Genomic DNA, 17,999 nt, shown 5'->3' on the forward strand with positions numbered 1-17,999 from the left:
GGGGCCCCCAGTCGTTCCTTCACCCTGCAACCACTTCTTGCAGATCTGGGGCCACCGTCTGATTTGGCACCCCCAGCGGTCTGTAGGCATCATCGGTCCAAGGTCTGCAACCACAGCAGAGCCGACTCCCGTTGCTGGGGGCCGCTCAGGCTGGTCTGCAGACATACGGGACGCTTCCGCGAATGAGTACTATCGGCCAGAAGCCGTCTTTCACCACCCTCTTCCAGTTCAATTTCTACCCATGAGTTCATTAACTTGGGACGATCTATTTGTCGATGCAGAGCATCTCGACTTCGGTAGATTACTTGCCGAATGGCAAAGCGTGGTCACAGGTCAAGTAGGCCCCATTGGGGCATCAGCATTCGGAGACCTTTTCTTCGAACGCAGGTCCGGTGAGGTGGAGAAATTGGATGTTTTGGAGGGCGGCGTCCAGCGAGTCGCATCAAGCCGGCAAGAATTTGCTGCATTGATGAATGATCAGCCTTGGCAGGAGCAACATCTTTTGAGCCAAGGCGTTGCTTTGCTGAAGGAACGCGGCATCTCGCGGGCTGCGGGACAGTTCTTCGGCTTCGCACCTCATCCTGCGTTCACGGGGAAAGTTGACTGGTCGAGGGTCATGCCATTGGATGCCGCCGTTTGGAACTCGATCTGCGCTCAGTCCTTAAGCCAAGCCGCCCCACCACCAACTCTGACGATACCTGCCGAATCGACAAAGAAGCCTTGGTGGAAATTCGGTCGCGGGCAGTGAAATCCTCCCTGGTCCATCGGGCGGGCGCAATGTCTGCTTAGGAGCGGAGCGAACTTCTGCTTGGGGCCCAAAGCGGACATACGACTTTCATTAGCGGACGTTCTGTTGGAGTTGGGCGCTTTCACATCCCGACATAGCACCCTCGACAATGGAAGCCATCGCCGCAGATCACCGCCGCAATCGCTCCATAGCAGTTTCGGACGCTACGAAGCCCAGCTTTGCAAAAAACTCTGCAGCCCCTGGCCGGCCCGCACGAAGCACCCAAGTGATGTTCGACCCAGACGCGACAAGGCGTTCAACGAGCGCCTGCCCAATGCCCCGTCGCCGATGCTTCTCTGCGACGACGACCATGGACACGTACCCATTGGATATGCCGTCAGTGATCGCGCGAGCGAAGCCGACGATCTCATTGTCTGCAACAGCGACCACCGCCTGCTGTGATGCCAGAATCAGCCGCTCGAGTTCTTCGACGCCACCCACCCGATGGGCCCACCCGCTGGTCACCAAAAGGCCATGGATAGCCTCAATGTCGGAAGTTGCGATGCTACGAACCTGCATGTACACGTCTCGTATAAATCAGCCGATTTTGCGGCTGAAGCGAGGGACCGCTTCTGGCCGGATTCTGTAGGTCAAAGAACGGTTCTAGCCGATGCTCATCCATCACGTTGAAGCTGCTTGCGCATCAGGGCATTTGGAATACTCACACCACGACGCATTGGTAGTCTTCGCTCTGCGACTTTGAATCCATGGAGAGCAAAGAACGGCTCAGCAGTCTTGCTCACATCTGATGTCAGCTCGGTCAGTCCGAGCGACTTGGCTTCCTCATGGATACGGGCCATCAGCAGTGTGCCAATTCCCTGTCGCGGATGTGCGCCTGATACGAAAAAATGGTCGATGTAGCCCTGTGGCTGAACGTCCGCATAGCCAACGATTTCGCCATCAAGCTCAACTAAGAACGGGCGAATTTCTTGAACCTTGTTTGCCCATAGGTCCATGTCGAGGTCAGCCGGTGCCCATGCATCAATTTGCTCAGGTGTGTAGTTGCGGTAGGCAATTTCATGGATGGCCGTGAAATACACATGGAACAACGCAGTTTCGTCACCATGCCTGAACCGACGAATCTCCATGAAGTCTCCACTACATCAAAAAATGATCACGTGTCCGTCGCGTATAGGTTGCAGCGCGATCGACCGCTCCTGGCCGTTCTCGGACATCGTATCAGGCAGTGTTCCAAAAGGATGCCGTCTCCGACGGTAGCTGGATCGAATCGGAATCAGTGGCCTAGTTTCAATCGGAGTTGGTGGCAGGTTTGGATCTGATCCGCTGGTTAAGCTGATCGAAATATGCAAGATCGGCCAGCCCTGCCACGCTGCTGATGCAACAGGGTGGGCCAGCAGGCCGGACTGAAATGACGGCGAAGACCGACCGTTTGGGTGGTGAAGGCCTCTCGCACTGGGGCTCATCTCAAGGCGAAACCTGGCCCAAGGGGCCGGGGGTTTTCATCCAAATCAACACCCGCTGGCCACCACAAAATCCCCAAATGCGCGCACCTTGGCGGAGTGTCTGCGGTGGGGCGGGATCACCAGATGCAGTGGCAGGTCTTGCACGGTCCAGTCTGAGAGCAATGAGGTCAGTTCGCCGCTGGCAAGCTCTTGTTCGAACAGGAACACGGGGGCGTAACCCACGCCGTGCCCGGCCAGCACGGCGGCCCGCACCACTTCACTGGCGTTGGTCTGCAGGTTGCCAGCGGCCCGGATGGTGTGAACGCTGCCGGCTTCGGCATCGGCGCCCGGTCCGGCAATGAAGCTCCAGGCATTTCGGGTGGCCAGCTCGCTGTAGACGATGCAGTTGTGCTGCAGCAGGTCTTCTGGCCTGCGCGGCAACGTGCGCCCTTCAGGCAGCTTGCGCAGGTAGTCGCGGCTGGCGATCAGGCCGCGTCGCGTGGTGCCGATGCGCCTGGCGATCATGCTGCTGTCGGCCAGTTCGCCGATGCGAACGGCCATGTCGACGCCCTCCTCGACCAGATCGATAAAGCCGTCGGCCAGCCGCAGGTCGATGCGCACGCCAGGGTGCAGCGCCAGAAAACGCTGCACCAGCGGGAACAGCTTGAGCCGGCCAAACGCACCGGATGCGGCGATCCTCAGCCAGCCCTGCAACTGCTGCTCTTCTGCACGAAGCTGGGCCTCGGCCTCGGCCACCTCAGACACCAGGCGCCGGGCCTGCTCGAAGTAACGATCCCCGGCCTCGGTGAGCGACAGCGAGCGCGTGGTGCGCGCGAGCAATTGCACGCCCAGCGCACGCTCCAGCCCCGCAACCTGCTTGCTGATCGCGCTTTGGGAGGTGTTTGTTTCACGCGCGACAGCCGAAAAGCTGCCGGTTTCGACGACCCGAACAAAGGTCTGCATGGCCAGCAATTTGTCCATCGAATGGCCTATTTAAGTCCAGATAGGAATGAATTATAGGAATCGAATGGGTCTATTCGATCGGCTGGGATTGAATCAAAGTACGTCCATCGCAACACCCGCGGTACTCAGACCGGTTCTTTGATTTTCTCTTCAACCCATCACCAAAGCCTTGAGGAACACCCCATGACCCCCGAAACCACCCACCCCGTCGTCCTTGTCACCGGTGCCCTGACCGGCATCGGCCGTGCAACAGCGCTGGCATTTGCCCGCGAAGGCAGTCACCTGGCCATCAGCGGCCGCCGCGAGGCCGAAGGCCAGGCACTGGCAGCCGAGTTGCGCGCGTTGGGGGCACAGGCCGAGTTCTTTCGCGCCGATGTGCGTGACGAGGCCGAGGTCCGGGGCTTGGTCGAGCAGACCGTTCAGCGCTTCGGCCGGCTGGACATCGCCATCAACAATGCCGGCGTTGAAGGCGAGATGGGCCCGATCACGGAACAGGGCGTTGACAACTTCGCCCATACCTTCAACACCAATGTGCTGGGTACGCTGCTGTGCCTCAAACATGAACTGCGCACCATGCTCAAGCAAGGCAGCGGCAGCATCGTCAACCTGTCGTCCATTGCGGGGCAGGTGGGGGCTGCAGGCGCTTCGGTCTACGTGGCCAGCAAGCACGCGGTCGAAGGCCTGACCAAGACAGCGGCACTCGAAGTGGCGGCCACCGGTGTGCGGGTGAATGCCGTGGCGCCGGGCCCGGTCGCCACCGCCATGTTGGACCGCTTCGTGGGTGGCAGCGACGAGGCCAAAGCCGGCTTTCTGGCCTCGATGCCTGCCAAGCGCGCCGCCACGGTGGAAGAAATTGCTCAAACCATCGTCTTTGTGGCGGGTGACAAGGCCCGTTACCTGACCGGCCAGTCGATCGTGGTCGATGGTGGGTACACCGCCCAGTGAGCGCAACCCATTCCTGAATTCCAGCATTCCTACCCCCCCCGAAAGGCCCCCCGCCATGAACACCCTCCAAGTTCCCACCCGTGACCAGGTCAGCCCCGCCAACCAGGCCATCTTCGACAAGCTGCAAAAGACGCTGGGCTTTGTGCCCAACCTGTACGCCACGTTCGCCTTGTCCGAGCACGCCCTGGGCAACTACCTGGCTTTCCAGAACGCCAAGAGCAGCATCACCAGCAAGGCACGTGAAGTGGTCAACCTCGTCGTGAGCCAGGTCAACGGCTGCAAGTACTGCCTGGCCGCGCACACCGCACTCGGTGGCATGGTCGGTTTCAGCCCCGAGCAGATCCTGGAGATCCGTCGCGGTGGTGCCTCATTCGACCCCAAGCTGGATGCCTTGGCCCAACTTGTCAAGCAGGTGGCGGTGGAGCGCGGCCACGCCGACCCGGCCTTGGTGGACGCCTTCTTTGCTGCAGGCTGGACCCAGGAGAACCTGGTCGACACGCTGGTCGTGATCGGCGACAAGGTGGTCAGCAACTACCTGCACTCGACCACACAGATTCCGGTGGACTTTCCCGCCGCACCGGCCCTCTGAGGCGGCCATGGCTGCAACGACTGCACCGGCCCCCCGTCACTTGGCCCTGGGTCTTGCTGTGGGCTTGCTCGCCGCCAGCATCGGGGCGCTGTACACCGTCTTCGCCCGATGGGGCATCGCACAGGGCATGAGCTCTCCGGACCTGACCGTGCTTCGATTCGGCACGGCGGGCCTGGTCACACTGCCGGTGCTGGTCTGGGCCCTGTGGCGTGATGTCGACGCGATGCTGGCACGCTGGCGGGTTTGGCTGCTGATCGCCATGCTGGCCGGAACGCCTTTCGGACTGCTGATGTTCGGCGCCTTGCAATGGGCGCCATCCAGCCATGCGGCGATCTTTCCATTCGCTGCCATGAGTGTGATGGGCATGCTGCTCAGTGCCTGGGTGCTGGGCGATCCGCTCACCCGTCGGCGTCTGACGGGCATCACCATCGTGTTAGTGGGTCTGGTGGTGCTGTCAGGTGTGACCGCCACGGCCTTCACGGGCCTCACGCTGCTGGGCGATCTGATGTTCATCGCCGCCGGAACCCTCTGGGCCGGTTTTGGCATCGTCCTGCGCCGGCACCAGCTGAACCCCCTGCTGGCCACCGCCGTCATTTCGTTTTCAGCGCTGGTCACCTACGTGCCGGCCTACCTGCTGATGGGCGGCACGGCGCGACTGATGGCGACCGAGCCCCGCGTGCTGGTGGTTGAAGTGCTGGTTCAAGGCCTGATTGCAGGCGCTGGAACGCTCTACAGCTACGCCAAGATGGTGTCCTTGCTGGGCGCCGCACGGGCCGCTGTGTTCCCTGCGCTGGCGCCCGGGCTGGCCGCCCTCATGGCCTGGCCCGTGCTCGGCCGCCTGCCCAGCCCAGCCGAAGGCCTGGGCCTTTTCATCGCCATGTTGGGGCTGCTGATCGCAGTCACACAAACCCGTTTCCCCACCCGTTCACAGGCAACACCATGACCACCTCACTGACCCAAGCCCTGGCCGACTACAAGACCGCCTTCATCGCTCGCGTGGATCCCGCGCGCGTCCAGATGATGGAGGCTGCCACCGATGAACTGCGCGCCACGGGCATCGAACGCTCGGCCCTGCAGGTGGGCGACCCGGCACCAGACCTCACACTGCCCGACGCCCTGGGAAAGCCGGTTCGCCTGTCAGATCTTTGGGCAAGCGGCCCGCTCGTGCTGGTGTTCTACCGCGGTGGTTGGTGCCCGTACTGCAACCTGGAGCTGCGAGCCTGGCAGCAGCAGCTTGATGAATTGCGCCGCCGAGGTGCTGGCCTGGTCGCGATCTCGCCTCAGACGCCGGACAACTCGCTGTCCACCGCCGAGAAGAACGCCTTGGCCTTCCCGGTCCTGAGCGACTCTGCGCTGGCCGCCGCCCAGGCCTTCGGTGTGGCATTTGAGCTGCCGCCCGAGTTGGTGGACCTGTACGGCCGGGTTGGCAATGACCTGCCGACCCTCAATGGCAACGGCCAATGGGTGCTGCCTGTTCCGGCAAGCTATGTGGTTGGCAGGGACGGCCGAATCGCCTGGGCCCACATCGATTCAGACTACCGGCTGCGCGCCGATCCCTTGGATGTCTTGCAAGCAGTTGGGCAGATGGCTTAGCCGCCAGGCTGGCGCACCGCAGCAAAGGCTTCCGAGCGGGCCGGCCCAGGCCGAGGCGATGGCCAGACCCTGGGAGCCGGCAGGGCCTGAATTCGAGAGGGCTTCAACGAGGATCAGGCAAGCACGCGATTCGCCATTAACATGGCGGCCACCAGGCGCTGAAACGAGAGCGCTCAGAACGCTCTATTGATTGCGAGGACATCATGGTTTTCCCAAGTCTGAAGATTGGATCGCGCCTGGCGCTGGGCTTTGGCGTCATGGTCTTGCTCATGCTGGGCATCGCGTACACCGGCATCCATTCCATCAGTGGCTCGAAGGACGCGATCAGGTCCATCACACAAGACCGTTACCCGCAAATCGTTCGAGCGACCGAACTGCAGGTGACCATCAACGAGCAGGCCCGCATTCTGCGCAACCTGATCATCTCGGCCAAAGACCTGGAGAAGTCGACAGAGTGGCAGCGCCAGATCGACGAAAAGGCAAAGCGCGGGGGCGAGATCATTGACCGCCTCAAGGCCGACATGACCCACCCCAAGGCCTTGGAGCTGTTGAATGACCTGATCGTCAAACGAGAGGCTTACGCCAAAGCCCGGGCTGACCTGATGTCGTTCCTGGCCATCGGCAAGGTTGAGGAAGCCGGTGTTTACATTTTTGACGACTTCCAGAAGCCGCAAGATGATTACTTTGCAGCGGTGGCGGCTTTCACGGCCTACCAGGAAGCGCTGATGAAGGAAGACGGTCAACGCGCCGATGACGCTGCTGATCTGGCAATGAAGCTGGCCATCGCGATCTCGGTCGCCGGGGTGTTGGTGGCCGTGGCTGCGGCCTATGTGGTGGCCAAGTCGATTGTGTTGCCACTGAACCGCGCGGTGAAAATTTCCGAGAGCGTCGCCTCGGGAGACCTGACGGCCGATATTCAAGCCCATGGCCAGGACGAGACGGCGGTACTGCTGCGTGCCCTGCAAAGCATGCAGGCCGGCCTGGCCAAAGTGGTCTCGAATGTCCGAGCCAACTCCGAGCGGGTTTCCACCGCAGCCGCCGAGATCGCCCAGGGCAACAACGACCTGTCCATGCGCACCGAGCAACAGGCCAGCTCGCTGGAGCAGACCGCCTCCAGCATGGAAGAACTCAGCGCCACGGTCAAACAAAATGCCGACGCGGCCAGCCAGGCCAACCAGCTGGCCCAGAGTGCGTCCGCCATCGCATCCCAGGGGGGGCAGGTGGTCTCTGACGTGGTCGAAACCATGCGAGGCATCAACGACGCCAGCCGAAAGATCAGCGAGATCATCGGCGTGATCGACGCCATTGCTTTCCAGACCAACATCCTGGCGCTGAACGCGGCCGTCGAAGCGGCCCGGGCCGGGGAACAGGGGCGCGGCTTTGCCGTGGTGGCCAGCGAAGTCCGCTCGCTCGCCGGGCGCAGTGCAGAGGCCGCCAAGGAAATCAAGACCCTGATCAACGCGAACGTCGAACGGGTTGAGCGGGGCACCGACCTGGTCGACAAGGCGGGCGGCACCATGGCCGAAGTGGTCAACAGCATCCGCCGGGTGACCGACATCATTGGCGAAATCAACGCCGCCAGCGCCGAGCAGGCCGCAGGGGTGACCGAGGTGGGCGTGGCGGTCGAAGACATGGACAAGGTGACCCAACAGAACGCCGCGCTGGTCGAACAGATGGCCTCGGCCGCAGACGGCCTGAAGTCGCAAGCCCTGGACCTGGTGCAGGCCGTGGCTTCGTTCAAGCTCAATGACTTGCCAGGCCAAGCGTCCCGCCGCGCACCGATGCCCCCACCGGTGCGCATGGTGGCCGCAGCGCCCACGCTGGGCCAGGTGCACCACCTGCCCAAAAAGGCGGCAGCACCCGTGGCACTGCCCAAACCCGCGGGCAACAGCAAAAACACCGCAGCGGGTGGGGCCGACGATCAATGGGAAGCCTTTTGATCGCCTTCGGCGAGGGCCGGCCACCGCACCCCCACCGCACCCCCACCGCATACCCACCTCAGCGCATCTGAAGCTGTGAAGGCTTGGGCACTTCGGGCGCGCACCTGAAATCGTCGGCCTCAAACTGATGAGCCGGGCGGGCTGTCATGGCGGCCAGCCGCTGCAGGTCATCGGTGGCGGGCTTGGGATGGAGGTATGCGCGCATTCCAATGATCCGCGCCGCGCCGTTTTGGGTCGGTGGACAGGACGCCGGCAGGTTCGCAGGCACGCAGGCACACAGGTGGTCAACCAGCAGGTCACCTGCACGTGATTGACGTGGCGCCTGTCGATGAGCGCCATGAAGACATTGACAGCCAGCAGAGTGATCATCTGTCAACGTCGAATCAAGCTCGCGGCCAACCTGGTCGCTGGGTAACTTGACGCTCTCAAGCCTGGAGATGGCGGCTCGCGACATCCAGGCCTTGAGTCTCCGCGACCAACCATGCCTTGAAGAGCTTGAGCGTCGGAGACTCTGCCTTGTGCTCCGGGTAGGCCAGGTAGTAGGCCCGATCACTGGGGCAGGCATGCTGGATGGGGATGATCAAGCGCCCTGAGGCGATGTCGCTGCCGAGGTCGTATTCCGGCACCAAAGCGACGCCGAGCCCCACGACCGCGGCCTCCAAAGACATGAAGAACAGCTCATAGCTGGGGCCCGCGAGCTCGTTGCCAGGCAGGTACCCCACAGACTCGAACCACTGGCGCCAGGCATAAGGGCGCGTGCTTTGTTGCAGCAGCGGGAATTGGGCCAACTCCTGTGGCGAAAGCGCGCGCCGCGGCGCAATCAGCTCAGGGCTGCAGACCGGGATCAGCGCTTCCTGCATCAGGCAGGTGGTGTTGGCACCGGGCCAGTTGCCATCCCCGGCATAGATGGCAGCATCGATGCGGGTCTCGTCAAACAAGAATGGACGCGTTCGACTGCTCAGGTTGATGGTGATGTCGGGATGCCTCTTCGAAAAGTCGGGCAGGCGAGGGATCAACCAACGGGTCCCGAAGGTCGGTACCACCGCCAGATCCAGACGCCCTCCTCGCCCTTGCCGGGCCATGAGATCCAGCGTGTCGCGCTCGACATCGTCCAGACGCTGGGTCACCTGGCGGTGATAGACCTCGCCCGCTTCGGTCAGCAGCACCCCTCGGCGGGTGCGACGGAACAGCTTCACGCCCAGAAACTCTTCCAAGCCCCCGATCTGCCGGCAGATGGCGCTTTGGGTCAAGGCCAATTCGTTGGCGGCCTCGGTGAAGCTGGAGTGGCGGGCGGCGGCTTCGAAAGCGCTCAGAGAACTGGTGCTGGGGATTTTTCTTCGCATCCCGCCATTGTCTTTCGGAGTGCAATAAACGCAAGACATAGTGAGAAGAAATCGTTTGAATGCCCATTTCTTACTGGATAAAGTCCGCCCGACTGATTTAACAAATGAGTTGATTGCAGATCTAAGGGTTTTCCTCAGGCTGCAGAGCCAGGCAGGTGTTCGAAGAGCTTGCCGGCTGTGACGATTTTTTTCTTCGCCTCTGAAAGTCGACCATGAAGCTTTTGTCGTTCCAACACCAGGGTGTGGCCTCTTGGGGGGCCGTGATCGGCGACCGAGTCGCCGACCTGGGTCGCGCCCATCCGCAATACCCGACCCTGCAGTCCTATCTGAGCGCGGGCCGCCTGCCACAACTCGCCCAGGACAGCGCCTGGGTCAAGGCCGACATTGCGCTGGGTGACATCACCTACCTGCCCGTGATCACCCAACCCGAGAAAATCATCTGCGCCATCCGCAACTACCACGACCACCACAAGGAAGTGGTGGCCGCCGGTCTGGATCGCGAGCTCTCCGACCACCCCCCGATCTTTCTGCGCACCTGGCGTTCGCAGGCCGCTCATGGCCAGGCCATCCTGCGCCCGCATTGCTCGAATTCGCTGGACTGGGAAGGAGAACTGGCCGTGGTGATCGGACGCAGCGGCCGCAACATCCCCGAAGCCCAAGCCCATGACTACGTGGCCGGCTACTCGATCTACAACGACGCCAGCATCCGCGAATGGCAGTTTCACGCCAAGGCCATCGCAGCCGGCAAGAACTTCGAATCCACCGGCGCATTCGGCCCCTGGATGATCACCGCCGACGAGATCGATCCAGCCCGCCCACTCGAACTGAGCACCCGACTCAACGGCGAGCGGATGCAGCACACGAACACCGGGAACATGATCTTCTCGGTGGCGCAACAAATCGCCTACGCCTCCACCATCTTCACCCTGGTCCCCGGTGACGTGATCGTCACCGGCACGCCAGGTGGGGTGGGCTGGAGCAGCAAGCCCCCGCGCTTCATGGTGCCCGGCGATGTGGTCGAAGTCGAGATCGAAGGCATCGGGGTGTTGCGCAACCCCGTGGCACAGGCCGCGCAATAAGGCCCTGGCCCGATCACAAGGAGACAAAGATGACATTGACGCGCAGACGCGCAGGCTTGGCCCTGGGTGCGGCCTGCCTGATGCCCGCCGTGAGCGGCTGGGCTCAGGCCTCCCGTTACCCCGATCGGCCGTTGAGGCTGTTGCACGGCTTTGGCGCCGGCGGCAACGCCGATGCGGTGGCTCGCATCCTGGCCACCGAGTTGGGCAAAGGCCTGGGGCAAGCTGTGGTGGTCGAGCCCAAACCGGGCGCTGGCGGCACGATTGCCGCCGGCACCGTGGCCGCAGCACGCCCCGACGGCTACACCCTGCTGCTGGTCACCGGCGGGCACGCGATCGCAGGTGCCCTGTATGACCGCCTGCCCTACGACACGCTGAAATCATTCCAGGCCGTGTCGGCCCTGACCACCTTCCCCTTTCTGGTCGTGGCCCAGGCCGGTAGCCGGTACACGGGCTTGCAGGATGCCCTCAAGGCAGCGCGGTCTCGAGGTAACGAATTGACCTATGGCTCGGCCGGCGTAGGTACCGGTCAGCACATGGCCGGCGCCCTGCTGGCCCAACAGGCCGGGGTTCAGATGGTTCATGTGCCCTACCGCGGCGAAAGCGCCGCCATGACCGGCTTGCTGGGGGGTGAGATTGACCTGGTTCTGGTGGCCCCGACCGCAGCCGTGCAGCACATCCGATCCGGCAAGCTACAGGCACTGGCCACCACGGGGCCCTCTCGCTGGCCAGGCATGCCTGAGGTCCGCACCGTGGCCGAACAGGGCGTTCCTCAGTTCGATGTCCGCTCCTGGACGGGTTTGCTCGCGCCAGCCGGGCTGCCAAAACCCCTGTTGGAGCGCATGCAACACGAGGTGCGCAAGGCCCTGGCCGACGAAGCGGTGCGCGCACGGCTCGAAGAGATCACGGGCGGCGAGGTCCGTGCCAGCAGCCCTGCCGAGCTGCAGGCCACGATGCAAAGCGATCTCAAGCGTTGGACCCAGCTGGTCAAAGACGCCCACATTCAAAAGGAGTAATCATGAAAGTCTCGCGCCCGACCCCCGCTCACTTCGGCATCTATGTCTACGATGTCGACCGCATGGTGGACTTCTACACCCGGGTCTTTCGCCTCACCATCACCGACGAAGGCCTCGGCAAGAACTTTGGCAATCGCCTGGTCTTCATGAGTGCAACCGAAGACCAACACCACCAGTTTGTCTTGTCTGGGGGCCGCTCGGCCGAGTCGCCGGTCAGCACGATCATGCAGGCCTCGTTCATCGTGCCCGACCTGGCCGAACTGAGATGGAACCGCGAACAGGCAGCGGCGCTGGGAGCCACCCAGATTCAGCCCATGAACCACGGCAACGCCTGGTCGGTCTATTACTTTGATCCTGAAGGCAACCGGGTCGAGGTCTACATGGACACGCCCTATTACGTCAACCAGCCGTACGGCACCCCCCTGGACCTGGCGAAGACCGAGGAGGAACTGCTGGCCGAAACCTTGGCCATGGTTCGTGAAGACCCCAGCTTCATGCCCCTGGCCGAATGGCAGGAGCGCTTCCGCCAAAAGGGCAACGGAGCGCGCTCATGAAACCCAACTACATCGGCGGGCAATGGCGCGAAGGGGTTCGCGCCGTGCCCAACATCAACCCCTCGGATGTGCGCGACGTCATCGGTGAATTCGCCCAGGCCGATGCAGCACAAGCCCGAGAGGCCGTGGCGGCGGCCCATGCGGCCGCCCCAGCCTGGGCCCAATCCACTCCCCAACAACGCTTTGACGTGCTGGACCGGGTGGGCCATGAGTTGCTGGCCCGCGCCCAGGAACTGGGCGATCTGCTGGCCCGGGAGGAAGGCAAGACCCTTCCCGAGGCCATTGGCGAGGTGACCCGTGCAGGCCAGATCTTCAAATATTTTGCGGGCGAGGCCCTGCGCTTGCGAGGGGATGTGCTGCCTTCGGTGCGCCCAGGCATCACCGTGGAAGTCACCCGCGAGCCACTGGGCGTGGTGAGCCTGATCACCCCCTGGAATTTCCCGATCGCCATACCGGCCTGGAAGATGGCACCCGCCTTGGCCTACGGCAACTGCGTGGTGTTCAAGCCGGCCGAACTGGTGCCCGGCAGCGCCTGGGCCCTGGCCGAAATCCTGTCGCGCAGCGGATTGCCCGATGGCGTATTCAACCTGGTCATGGGCCGAGGGGCCGAGGTCGGAGCCGTGCTGACCGAAGACCCCCGGGTGGCCGGCGTCAGTTTCACGGGATCGCAAGCCACAGGTCGCCGCCTGGCGCAATCCTGCGCGGCACACGGCATCAAGTTCCAGCTCGAAATGGGTGGCAAGAACCCCCTGATCGTGCTGGACGACGCGGACCTGCCGGTCGCCGTGAACTGTGCCGTGCAAGGGGCCTACTACTCGACAGGCCAGCGCTGCACGGCCACCAGCCGGCTGATCGTCACGGACGGCATCCATGACCGCTTTGTCGCGGCCCTCATGGAACGTCTCGGCCAGTTGAAGGTGGGCGACGCCCGCAGCCCGGGCGTGGACATTGGTCCTGTGGTGGACGAACGCCAGCTGGCGGTTGACCTGGGCTATATCGCGTCCGCCAAAAATGAAGGCGCCACGCTGGCGTTTGGCGGAGCGCCTGTGGCCCACGACGAGCGGGGCCGACCGGGGTTCTTTCTGACGCCTGCGCTGTTCACCGACACCCACCCCGAGATGAAGATCAACCGCGAGGAGGTCTTCGGCCCGGTGGCCACGGTGCTGCGGGCAGCAGACCTGGATCAGGCCCTCGCGCTGGCCAACGACACGCCCTTCGGGCTCTCCAGCGGCCTCTGCACCACGAGCCTGCGCCATGCCAGTCACTTCAAACGCCACGCCCAGGCGGGCATGGTGATGGTCAACACCCCCACCGCGGGCGCGGACTACCACGTGCCCTTCGGCGGGCGCAAGGCCTCCAGCATGGGGGCTCGCGAGCAAGGCAGCTATGCCAGCGAGTTCTACACCACGGTCAAGACGGCCTACACCGCCGCCTGAACCCACCCACGACATGATTCATACAGCCCATCAAGCCATGATGCACGCCCAAGAGCAGGCCTTTTTGGCGGCCCGCACCTACGCCCGATTCCTGGACCACCCGGTCCCGCTCGACTTGTTGCGCCAGGTCAGCGAGCTGGCCCAATGGGGGCCGACCTCCATGAACACCCAGCCCGCGCGCTACGTCTTTGTCTGCAGCCCGGAGGGCAAGGCACGCCTGCGAAAGTGCCTGGCACCGGGCAATGTCGACAAGGTCGATTCGGCCCCCGTGACGGTGATCGTCGCCCAGGACTTGCGCTTCTACGAGCACCTGCCGACGCAATTCCCCCACGCCCCACAGGCAGCGCAGAGCTTTGCCACGGACCCGGCGCTGAGCCAGAGCACGGCCCTGCGCAACAGCAGCCTGCAAGGGGCCTACCTGATCATGGCCGCGCGCCTGCTGGGTCTGGACTGCGGGCCCATGAGCGGCTTCAACAGCGCCGCGCTGGACGAGGCGTTTTTCCCGGACAGCGCCTGCCGCAGCAACTTCCTCATCAACCTGGGGTATGGCGACAGCGAGTCCTTGCGCCCCCGCGGCCCTCGGCTGCCGTTCGAAACCGTTTCAACCATTCTGTAAGAGGGATCCCATGCCATTCATTGAAGTCAAGATGCTCGAAGGTGTTCTGCCCGAACACAAGGTGGCCGAATTGATGGAAGCCCTCACCGACGCGGTCGTCCGCGTCGGCGGAGAAGGATTCAGACCCATGACCCGCTGTGTCGTGCAAGAGGTGCGCAGCGGGTGGTGGGCCGCCGCCGGCAAGCCCCTGAGTACCGGCATGGCCTTGCAAAGTTTGCAGGCCACGGCCCCGGCATCGACGCCAACGCCAACACCGACGCGCGGCTCATCCTGAACCCGCCCTGAGCCTGGCCCGCCAGGCTGCGGCGGTGCTCATCTGAGCACAGGCCCGCATTGGATTCCCCTCCCCAACGATCAAGCGGGTGTCTGCACCGGCTGGGGACGTTGCGCGCCTTTCATTCACAACAGGAGACAAAAACATGAACTCATCCAACGGCCTCGTCACAGCCCTGGCGCTCGGTCTGGCCGGCACACTGCCATTGCAGGCAGAGGCCCAGGCACAGACCGCACCGGCGTCAGGTGTCCAGCTTTACGGTCTCATCGATGCCGCCGTGGGCAGCGTCACCAATGCGTCGGGTGTCAATGCACTCGACAAGCCCATCAACAAGCAGTTCAGCGGCGGCTTGTCGACCAGCCATTGGGGATTGCGCGGCCAGGAAGACCTGGGCAATGGGCGCCAGGCCATCTTCGAGCTGTCCTCATTCATCCGCAACGAATCAGGGGCGGCCGGTCGCAGTGATGCCCTGCCGGCCCCCGTCAATGTGGCAGCAGACCCCTTCTTCTCTCGTGCCGCCTGGGTGGGTTTGAGCGACACCACCCTGGGACGGGTGCGGATCGGCAATGTCACCACACTGCTGTTCACCAACTCGGTCACCAGCAATGCACTGGGCGACAGCACCACGTTCTCACCGATCAACCTGCTGACCTTCATCGGATCACCCCTGTCTGGCGGCACGGCCTGGGCCAACTCCGTGGTGTACGACAGCCCGGTGCGCGCCGGGCTGTCGGGGTCCGTCGCCTATGCCGCCTCGCAGAATCTGGGGGGGCCCAACAGTGCCGTGCGGCTGGCCTATGGGCAAGGTGCCTTCAACTCGTCCATAGCATGGCAAAGCGTCAATCGCAATCCGGTGACGTTTGCCGACGGCACCTCGTCCAACAACACCCGCGCCTGGCAATGGGCCGCCAGTTATGACTTCAGCCCTCTCAAGGTGTTCGGACACCTGGGGCAGATTCAGAATCTGGGCACGGCCGCCGCGCCTCAAGCGGTGCAGTACCGGGTGTGGGACCTGAGTGCCAGCCTGCCCATCGGGGCTGGGCGCTGGATCGCGGGCTATGGCTCACGCACGACGGGCAACACGCCGACGGCGGTGGCGGCCACCGCAGCGGGCGGCAATGTGTCGCGCAAGGTGCTGACCCTGGGCTACGACCACTACCTGTCAGCCCGCACCGAGGTCTACGTGCTGGCCTCGCAGGATCAGACGCAAACCCGGCAACAAGCTGCCACGGTCGGCGCCACAGGCCACAGCTTTGCGCTGGGCATCCGGCACCGCTTCTGATCGCGCCCGGCGCGCCCCGCAGACCACCCTTCGAGCCCCCAAAAGGTCGTGCCGTGGGTGGCTGCGTCACCGCTCAAACCCACTCCCCCACTCTCCCAATCCCACATTGCCCTTCATGAACTCATCCCCTCTCCGTCGCAGGCGGCTTGTCCAGGCGGCAGCGCTCGCCCTCCTCTTTGGAAAGACTGCGGCCCACGCCCAGGGTGAGCGCAACATCCGAAAGCTCTTCGTCGGCTTTCCGCCAGGGGGCACCGCCGACAGCCTGGCCCGCGCGCTGGCCAGCCAATCTCAGGATCCCCAAGTGGCGTATGTCATCGAGAACAAGTCAGGGGCTGCGGGCCAGCTTGCGGTGCAGGCCACCGTGCAGGCCTTGGCCGACGGCAGCAACCTGCTGTTGACGCCGTCATCTGTGTTGACGTTGGCGCCTCTGCTCTACAAGACGCCGCTCTTCAATGCGCAGCGCGACCTGGTCCCAGTGGCCTGCCTGGGCGAGCATTGTTTTGCCTTGGCCGTGAATGGATCTTCCGGGATCAACAGCTTGCAGAGCTTCCTTCAGTGGGCTCGAACGCACCCGGCACAGGCCACCTACGCGACCCCTGGCCCGGGAAGCGCGCCCCACTTCCTCGGTGTGCAAATGGGTCACGAGCTCGGAGTCACCCTCACCCATGTCCCCTATCGAGGCGTCGCGCCGGGCCTGCAGGACCTGATGGCAGGCCAGGTGGCATGCACCTTCAACCCGCTGCCGACCCTGCTGGACCTTCATCGCAGCGGGCGCATCCGCGTTCTGGCGGTCACCAGCCCCCGGCGACTGGCGACGCTGCCCGACACCCCCACCTTCGCTGAATCAGGGCTCGCGGCCCTGCAACTGATCGAGTGGTACGGCCTGTTCGCGCCTGCGCGAACGCCTGCAGCCCTGGTCGGCCAGTTGGGTCTTGATGTGCGCAACACGCTGCGGACCGTCGCCATGCAGGATGCCGCGAAGCGCATGGAGATCAATCTCCGCTATGAAGATGCTGGCACGTTGAGCAAGATGGTCTTGCAAGATCAGGAGCGGTGGAAATCGCTGGTGGCGGCCAGTGGCATTCAACTGGACTGAAAGATGTGACGCCAGACGGGCGCTCCCATCGGGCATTTCCGGTCCAGCGCCCATGGACTGCACGATTCAGGCTGGCGACTCGGCATGGCCAGTTGGAAGAACAAGCCTGGCCCGGCCCTTGGCACTGATCAGTGGGTAAAACGCTGCCGCTGGCAGCACGGCAGTCAAGGCAAGCAAGGTGGGCCCAGGAAGCCCCTGCGTTGACCAGGCTCGCCCTGTCGAAAGAGACCCTTCAATGACGCAGGCGGCGAAGTCATTCGATCACGGATCTCGTCAAGCCAGCCCGAACGTTTTCCGCAGCCCCTTCTCCACCGGGCCCGCGGGCATGAAGCGGCGCAGCTTGGCCAGAAGAGCCGCTTCGCCTCGGGGCGTGTGGCGCATTTTCCAGGGCCCCAGTGCCGCCTTGACGATCGTGGCGGCCACCCCGTCGGGCAAGGGCGCCTTTTGCACGTTGTTCTGGATCGCCTTGGCAACAATGCCAAGCTCCTGGCTGTAGGCGGCGATCCTGATCGCCGCCTGGGGGGCGTTCAGGTCCAGGTTGGTTTTGGTGAACGAGGGCTCGACCAGCGAAACGCGAACGCCGAATTGGCGGACCTCGTGATCCAGCGTTTCAGCCAGGCCTTCGACCGCGTGTTTGGACGCCGAATAAAGCGCCATGTAAGGCGCGGGCAAAAAGCCCAGCACCGAGCTGACATTGACGATGCGCCCCGATTGCTGCTGCCGCATGTGCGGCAGCACGGCCTGGATGACCCGAAGCAGGCCGAAGAGGTTGGTATCGAACAAGGTCTGGGCTTCTTTGATGGAGGTTTCTTCCGCAGCACCCAACAAGGTGACACCGGCACTGTTGACCAGCACATCGATGCGTCCGGCCTGCGCCAGGATGGACTTGACCCCACGCTCGACGGCCCCGTCGTCCCGGAGGTCCATCTCGACCAGCGTGACCTTGGGGATGGCTTGCGCTTTCGCGGTGTTGCGCACAGTGCCAAACACCCGACAACCCTGCTCGGCAAACCGGATGGCAGCGGCGCGCCCGATGCCCGACGACACGCCGGTCACAACAACAACTCTGGATTCAGACATGGTGGT

Annotated in this window: 20 protein-coding genes; 14 read left to right on the forward strand and 6 right to left on the reverse strand. The window is 63.4% G+C overall.

What is annotated here, in order from left to right; all coding sequences use genetic code 11:
* Nucleotides 1-241 precede the first annotated feature (241 nt).
* Nucleotides 242-748 carry a hypothetical protein gene (locus AC3WUT_RS05795; protein ID WP_492346120.1) on the forward strand — a complete coding sequence of 169 codons (507 nt, stop codon included), beginning with the start codon at nt 242-244 and terminating at the stop codon, nt 746-748.
* Nucleotides 749-916: 168 nt separating this feature from the next.
* On the opposite strand, the gene AC3WUT_RS05800 is transcribed toward AC3WUT_RS05795, so the two are convergent.
* The 3 genes from AC3WUT_RS05800 to AC3WUT_RS05810 form a co-directional block, all read right to left on the reverse strand.
* On the reverse strand, nt 917-1,306 hold the full coding sequence (locus AC3WUT_RS05800) for a GNAT family N-acetyltransferase (RefSeq protein WP_492346121.1): 390 nt from the start codon (nt 1,304-1,306) through the stop codon (nt 917-919).
* Nucleotides 1,307-1,401: 95 nt separating this feature from the next.
* On the reverse strand, nt 1,402-1,875 hold the full coding sequence (locus tag AC3WUT_RS05805; RefSeq protein WP_492346122.1) for a GNAT family N-acetyltransferase: 474 nt from the start codon (nt 1,873-1,875) through the stop codon (nt 1,402-1,404).
* A gap of 381 nt (nt 1,876-2,256) precedes the next feature.
* Nucleotides 2,257-3,171: a LysR family transcriptional regulator gene (locus AC3WUT_RS05810; RefSeq protein WP_492346123.1), complete on the reverse strand. Its 915-nt coding sequence runs from the start codon at nt 3,169-3,171 to the stop codon at nt 2,257-2,259.
* 165 nt (nt 3,172-3,336) lie between these two features.
* Between AC3WUT_RS05810 and AC3WUT_RS05815 the strand changes: the two genes are divergently transcribed.
* From AC3WUT_RS05815 to AC3WUT_RS05835, 5 genes are all read left to right on the forward strand, one after another.
* The gene (locus tag AC3WUT_RS05815) at nt 3,337-4,098 is read left to right on the forward strand and encodes an SDR family NAD(P)-dependent oxidoreductase (RefSeq protein ID WP_492346124.1); all 762 of its coding nucleotides are present in this window, start codon (nt 3,337-3,339) and stop codon (nt 4,096-4,098) included.
* Nucleotides 4,099-4,153: 55 nt separating this feature from the next.
* Entirely contained in the window at nt 4,154-4,687 is a 534-nt protein-coding gene (locus tag AC3WUT_RS05820; protein ID WP_492346125.1) for a carboxymuconolactone decarboxylase family protein, read from the forward strand.
* Nucleotides 4,688-4,694: 7 nt separating this feature from the next.
* Nucleotides 4,695-5,630 carry a DMT family transporter gene (locus AC3WUT_RS05825; protein WP_492346126.1) on the forward strand — a complete coding sequence of 312 codons (936 nt, stop codon included), beginning with the start codon at nt 4,695-4,697 and terminating at the stop codon, nt 5,628-5,630.
* A complete protein-coding gene (locus tag AC3WUT_RS05830) occupies nt 5,627-6,280 on the forward strand; it encodes a peroxiredoxin-like family protein (RefSeq protein ID WP_492346127.1) in 654 nt (217 codons plus the stop codon). The genes AC3WUT_RS05825 and AC3WUT_RS05830 overlap by 4 nt, the downstream gene beginning before the upstream one ends.
* A gap of 203 nt (nt 6,281-6,483) precedes the next feature.
* Complete coding sequence (locus AC3WUT_RS05835; protein ID WP_492346128.1) at nt 6,484-8,220, forward strand: methyl-accepting chemotaxis protein; 1,737 nt, start codon at nt 6,484-6,486, stop codon at nt 8,218-8,220.
* A 58-nt stretch (nt 8,221-8,278) separates the two neighbouring features.
* Here the strand turns inward: AC3WUT_RS05835 and AC3WUT_RS05840 are convergent, their stop codons facing one another.
* Nucleotides 8,279-8,425, reverse strand: coding sequence for a hypothetical protein (locus tag AC3WUT_RS05840; RefSeq protein ID WP_492346129.1), 147 nt, complete (start codon nt 8,423-8,425; stop codon nt 8,279-8,281).
* 220 nt (nt 8,426-8,645) lie between these two features.
* Nucleotides 8,646-9,563 (reverse strand): transcriptional regulator GcvA, encoded by a 918-nt coding sequence (gcvA, locus tag AC3WUT_RS05845; RefSeq protein ID WP_492346130.1) that lies wholly within the window; start codon nt 9,561-9,563, stop codon nt 8,646-8,648.
* Between the two features lie 212 nt (nt 9,564-9,775).
* On the opposite strand from gcvA, the gene AC3WUT_RS05850 reads away from it, so the two are divergent.
* From AC3WUT_RS05850 to AC3WUT_RS05885, 8 genes are all read left to right on the forward strand, one after another.
* On the forward strand, nt 9,776-10,642 hold the full coding sequence (locus AC3WUT_RS05850) for a fumarylacetoacetate hydrolase family protein (RefSeq protein WP_492346131.1): 867 nt from the start codon (nt 9,776-9,778) through the stop codon (nt 10,640-10,642).
* A 29-nt stretch (nt 10,643-10,671) separates the two neighbouring features.
* Entirely contained in the window at nt 10,672-11,655 is a 984-nt protein-coding gene (locus tag AC3WUT_RS05855) for a Bug family tripartite tricarboxylate transporter substrate binding protein (protein WP_492346132.1), read from the forward strand.
* A 2-nt stretch (nt 11,656-11,657) separates the two neighbouring features.
* Nucleotides 11,658-12,209, forward strand: coding sequence for a VOC family protein (locus AC3WUT_RS05860; RefSeq protein WP_492346133.1), 552 nt, complete (start codon nt 11,658-11,660; stop codon nt 12,207-12,209).
* Nucleotides 12,206-13,645 carry an aldehyde dehydrogenase family protein gene (locus tag AC3WUT_RS05865; RefSeq protein WP_492346134.1) on the forward strand — a complete coding sequence of 480 codons (1,440 nt, stop codon included), beginning with the start codon at nt 12,206-12,208 and terminating at the stop codon, nt 13,643-13,645. The genes AC3WUT_RS05860 and AC3WUT_RS05865 overlap by 4 nt, the downstream gene beginning before the upstream one ends.
* 37 nt (nt 13,646-13,682) lie before the next feature.
* Entirely contained in the window at nt 13,683-14,261 is a 579-nt protein-coding gene (locus AC3WUT_RS05870) for a malonic semialdehyde reductase (protein WP_492346135.1), read from the forward strand.
* A 10-nt stretch (nt 14,262-14,271) separates the two neighbouring features.
* On the forward strand, nt 14,272-14,535 hold the full coding sequence (locus tag AC3WUT_RS05875; protein WP_492346136.1) for a tautomerase family protein: 264 nt from the start codon (nt 14,272-14,274) through the stop codon (nt 14,533-14,535).
* A gap of 145 nt (nt 14,536-14,680) precedes the next feature.
* Entirely contained in the window at nt 14,681-15,817 is a 1,137-nt protein-coding gene (locus tag AC3WUT_RS05880) for a porin (RefSeq protein WP_492346137.1), read from the forward strand.
* A 115-nt stretch (nt 15,818-15,932) separates the two neighbouring features.
* Nucleotides 15,933-16,913 (forward strand): tripartite tricarboxylate transporter substrate-binding protein, encoded by a 981-nt coding sequence (locus tag AC3WUT_RS05885; RefSeq protein WP_492346171.1) that lies wholly within the window; start codon nt 15,933-15,935, stop codon nt 16,911-16,913.
* A 273-nt stretch (nt 16,914-17,186) separates the two neighbouring features.
* Here AC3WUT_RS05885 and AC3WUT_RS05890 read toward each other — a convergent pair whose 3' ends face one another.
* Nucleotides 17,187-17,993, reverse strand: a complete 807-nt coding sequence (locus AC3WUT_RS05890; protein ID WP_492346138.1) for an oxidoreductase — start codon at nt 17,991-17,993, stop codon at nt 17,187-17,189.
* Nucleotides 17,994-17,999: the final 6 nt, after the last annotated feature.

It is taken from the genome of Curvibacter sp. EU05-FHT14A10, assembly GCF_058791075.1.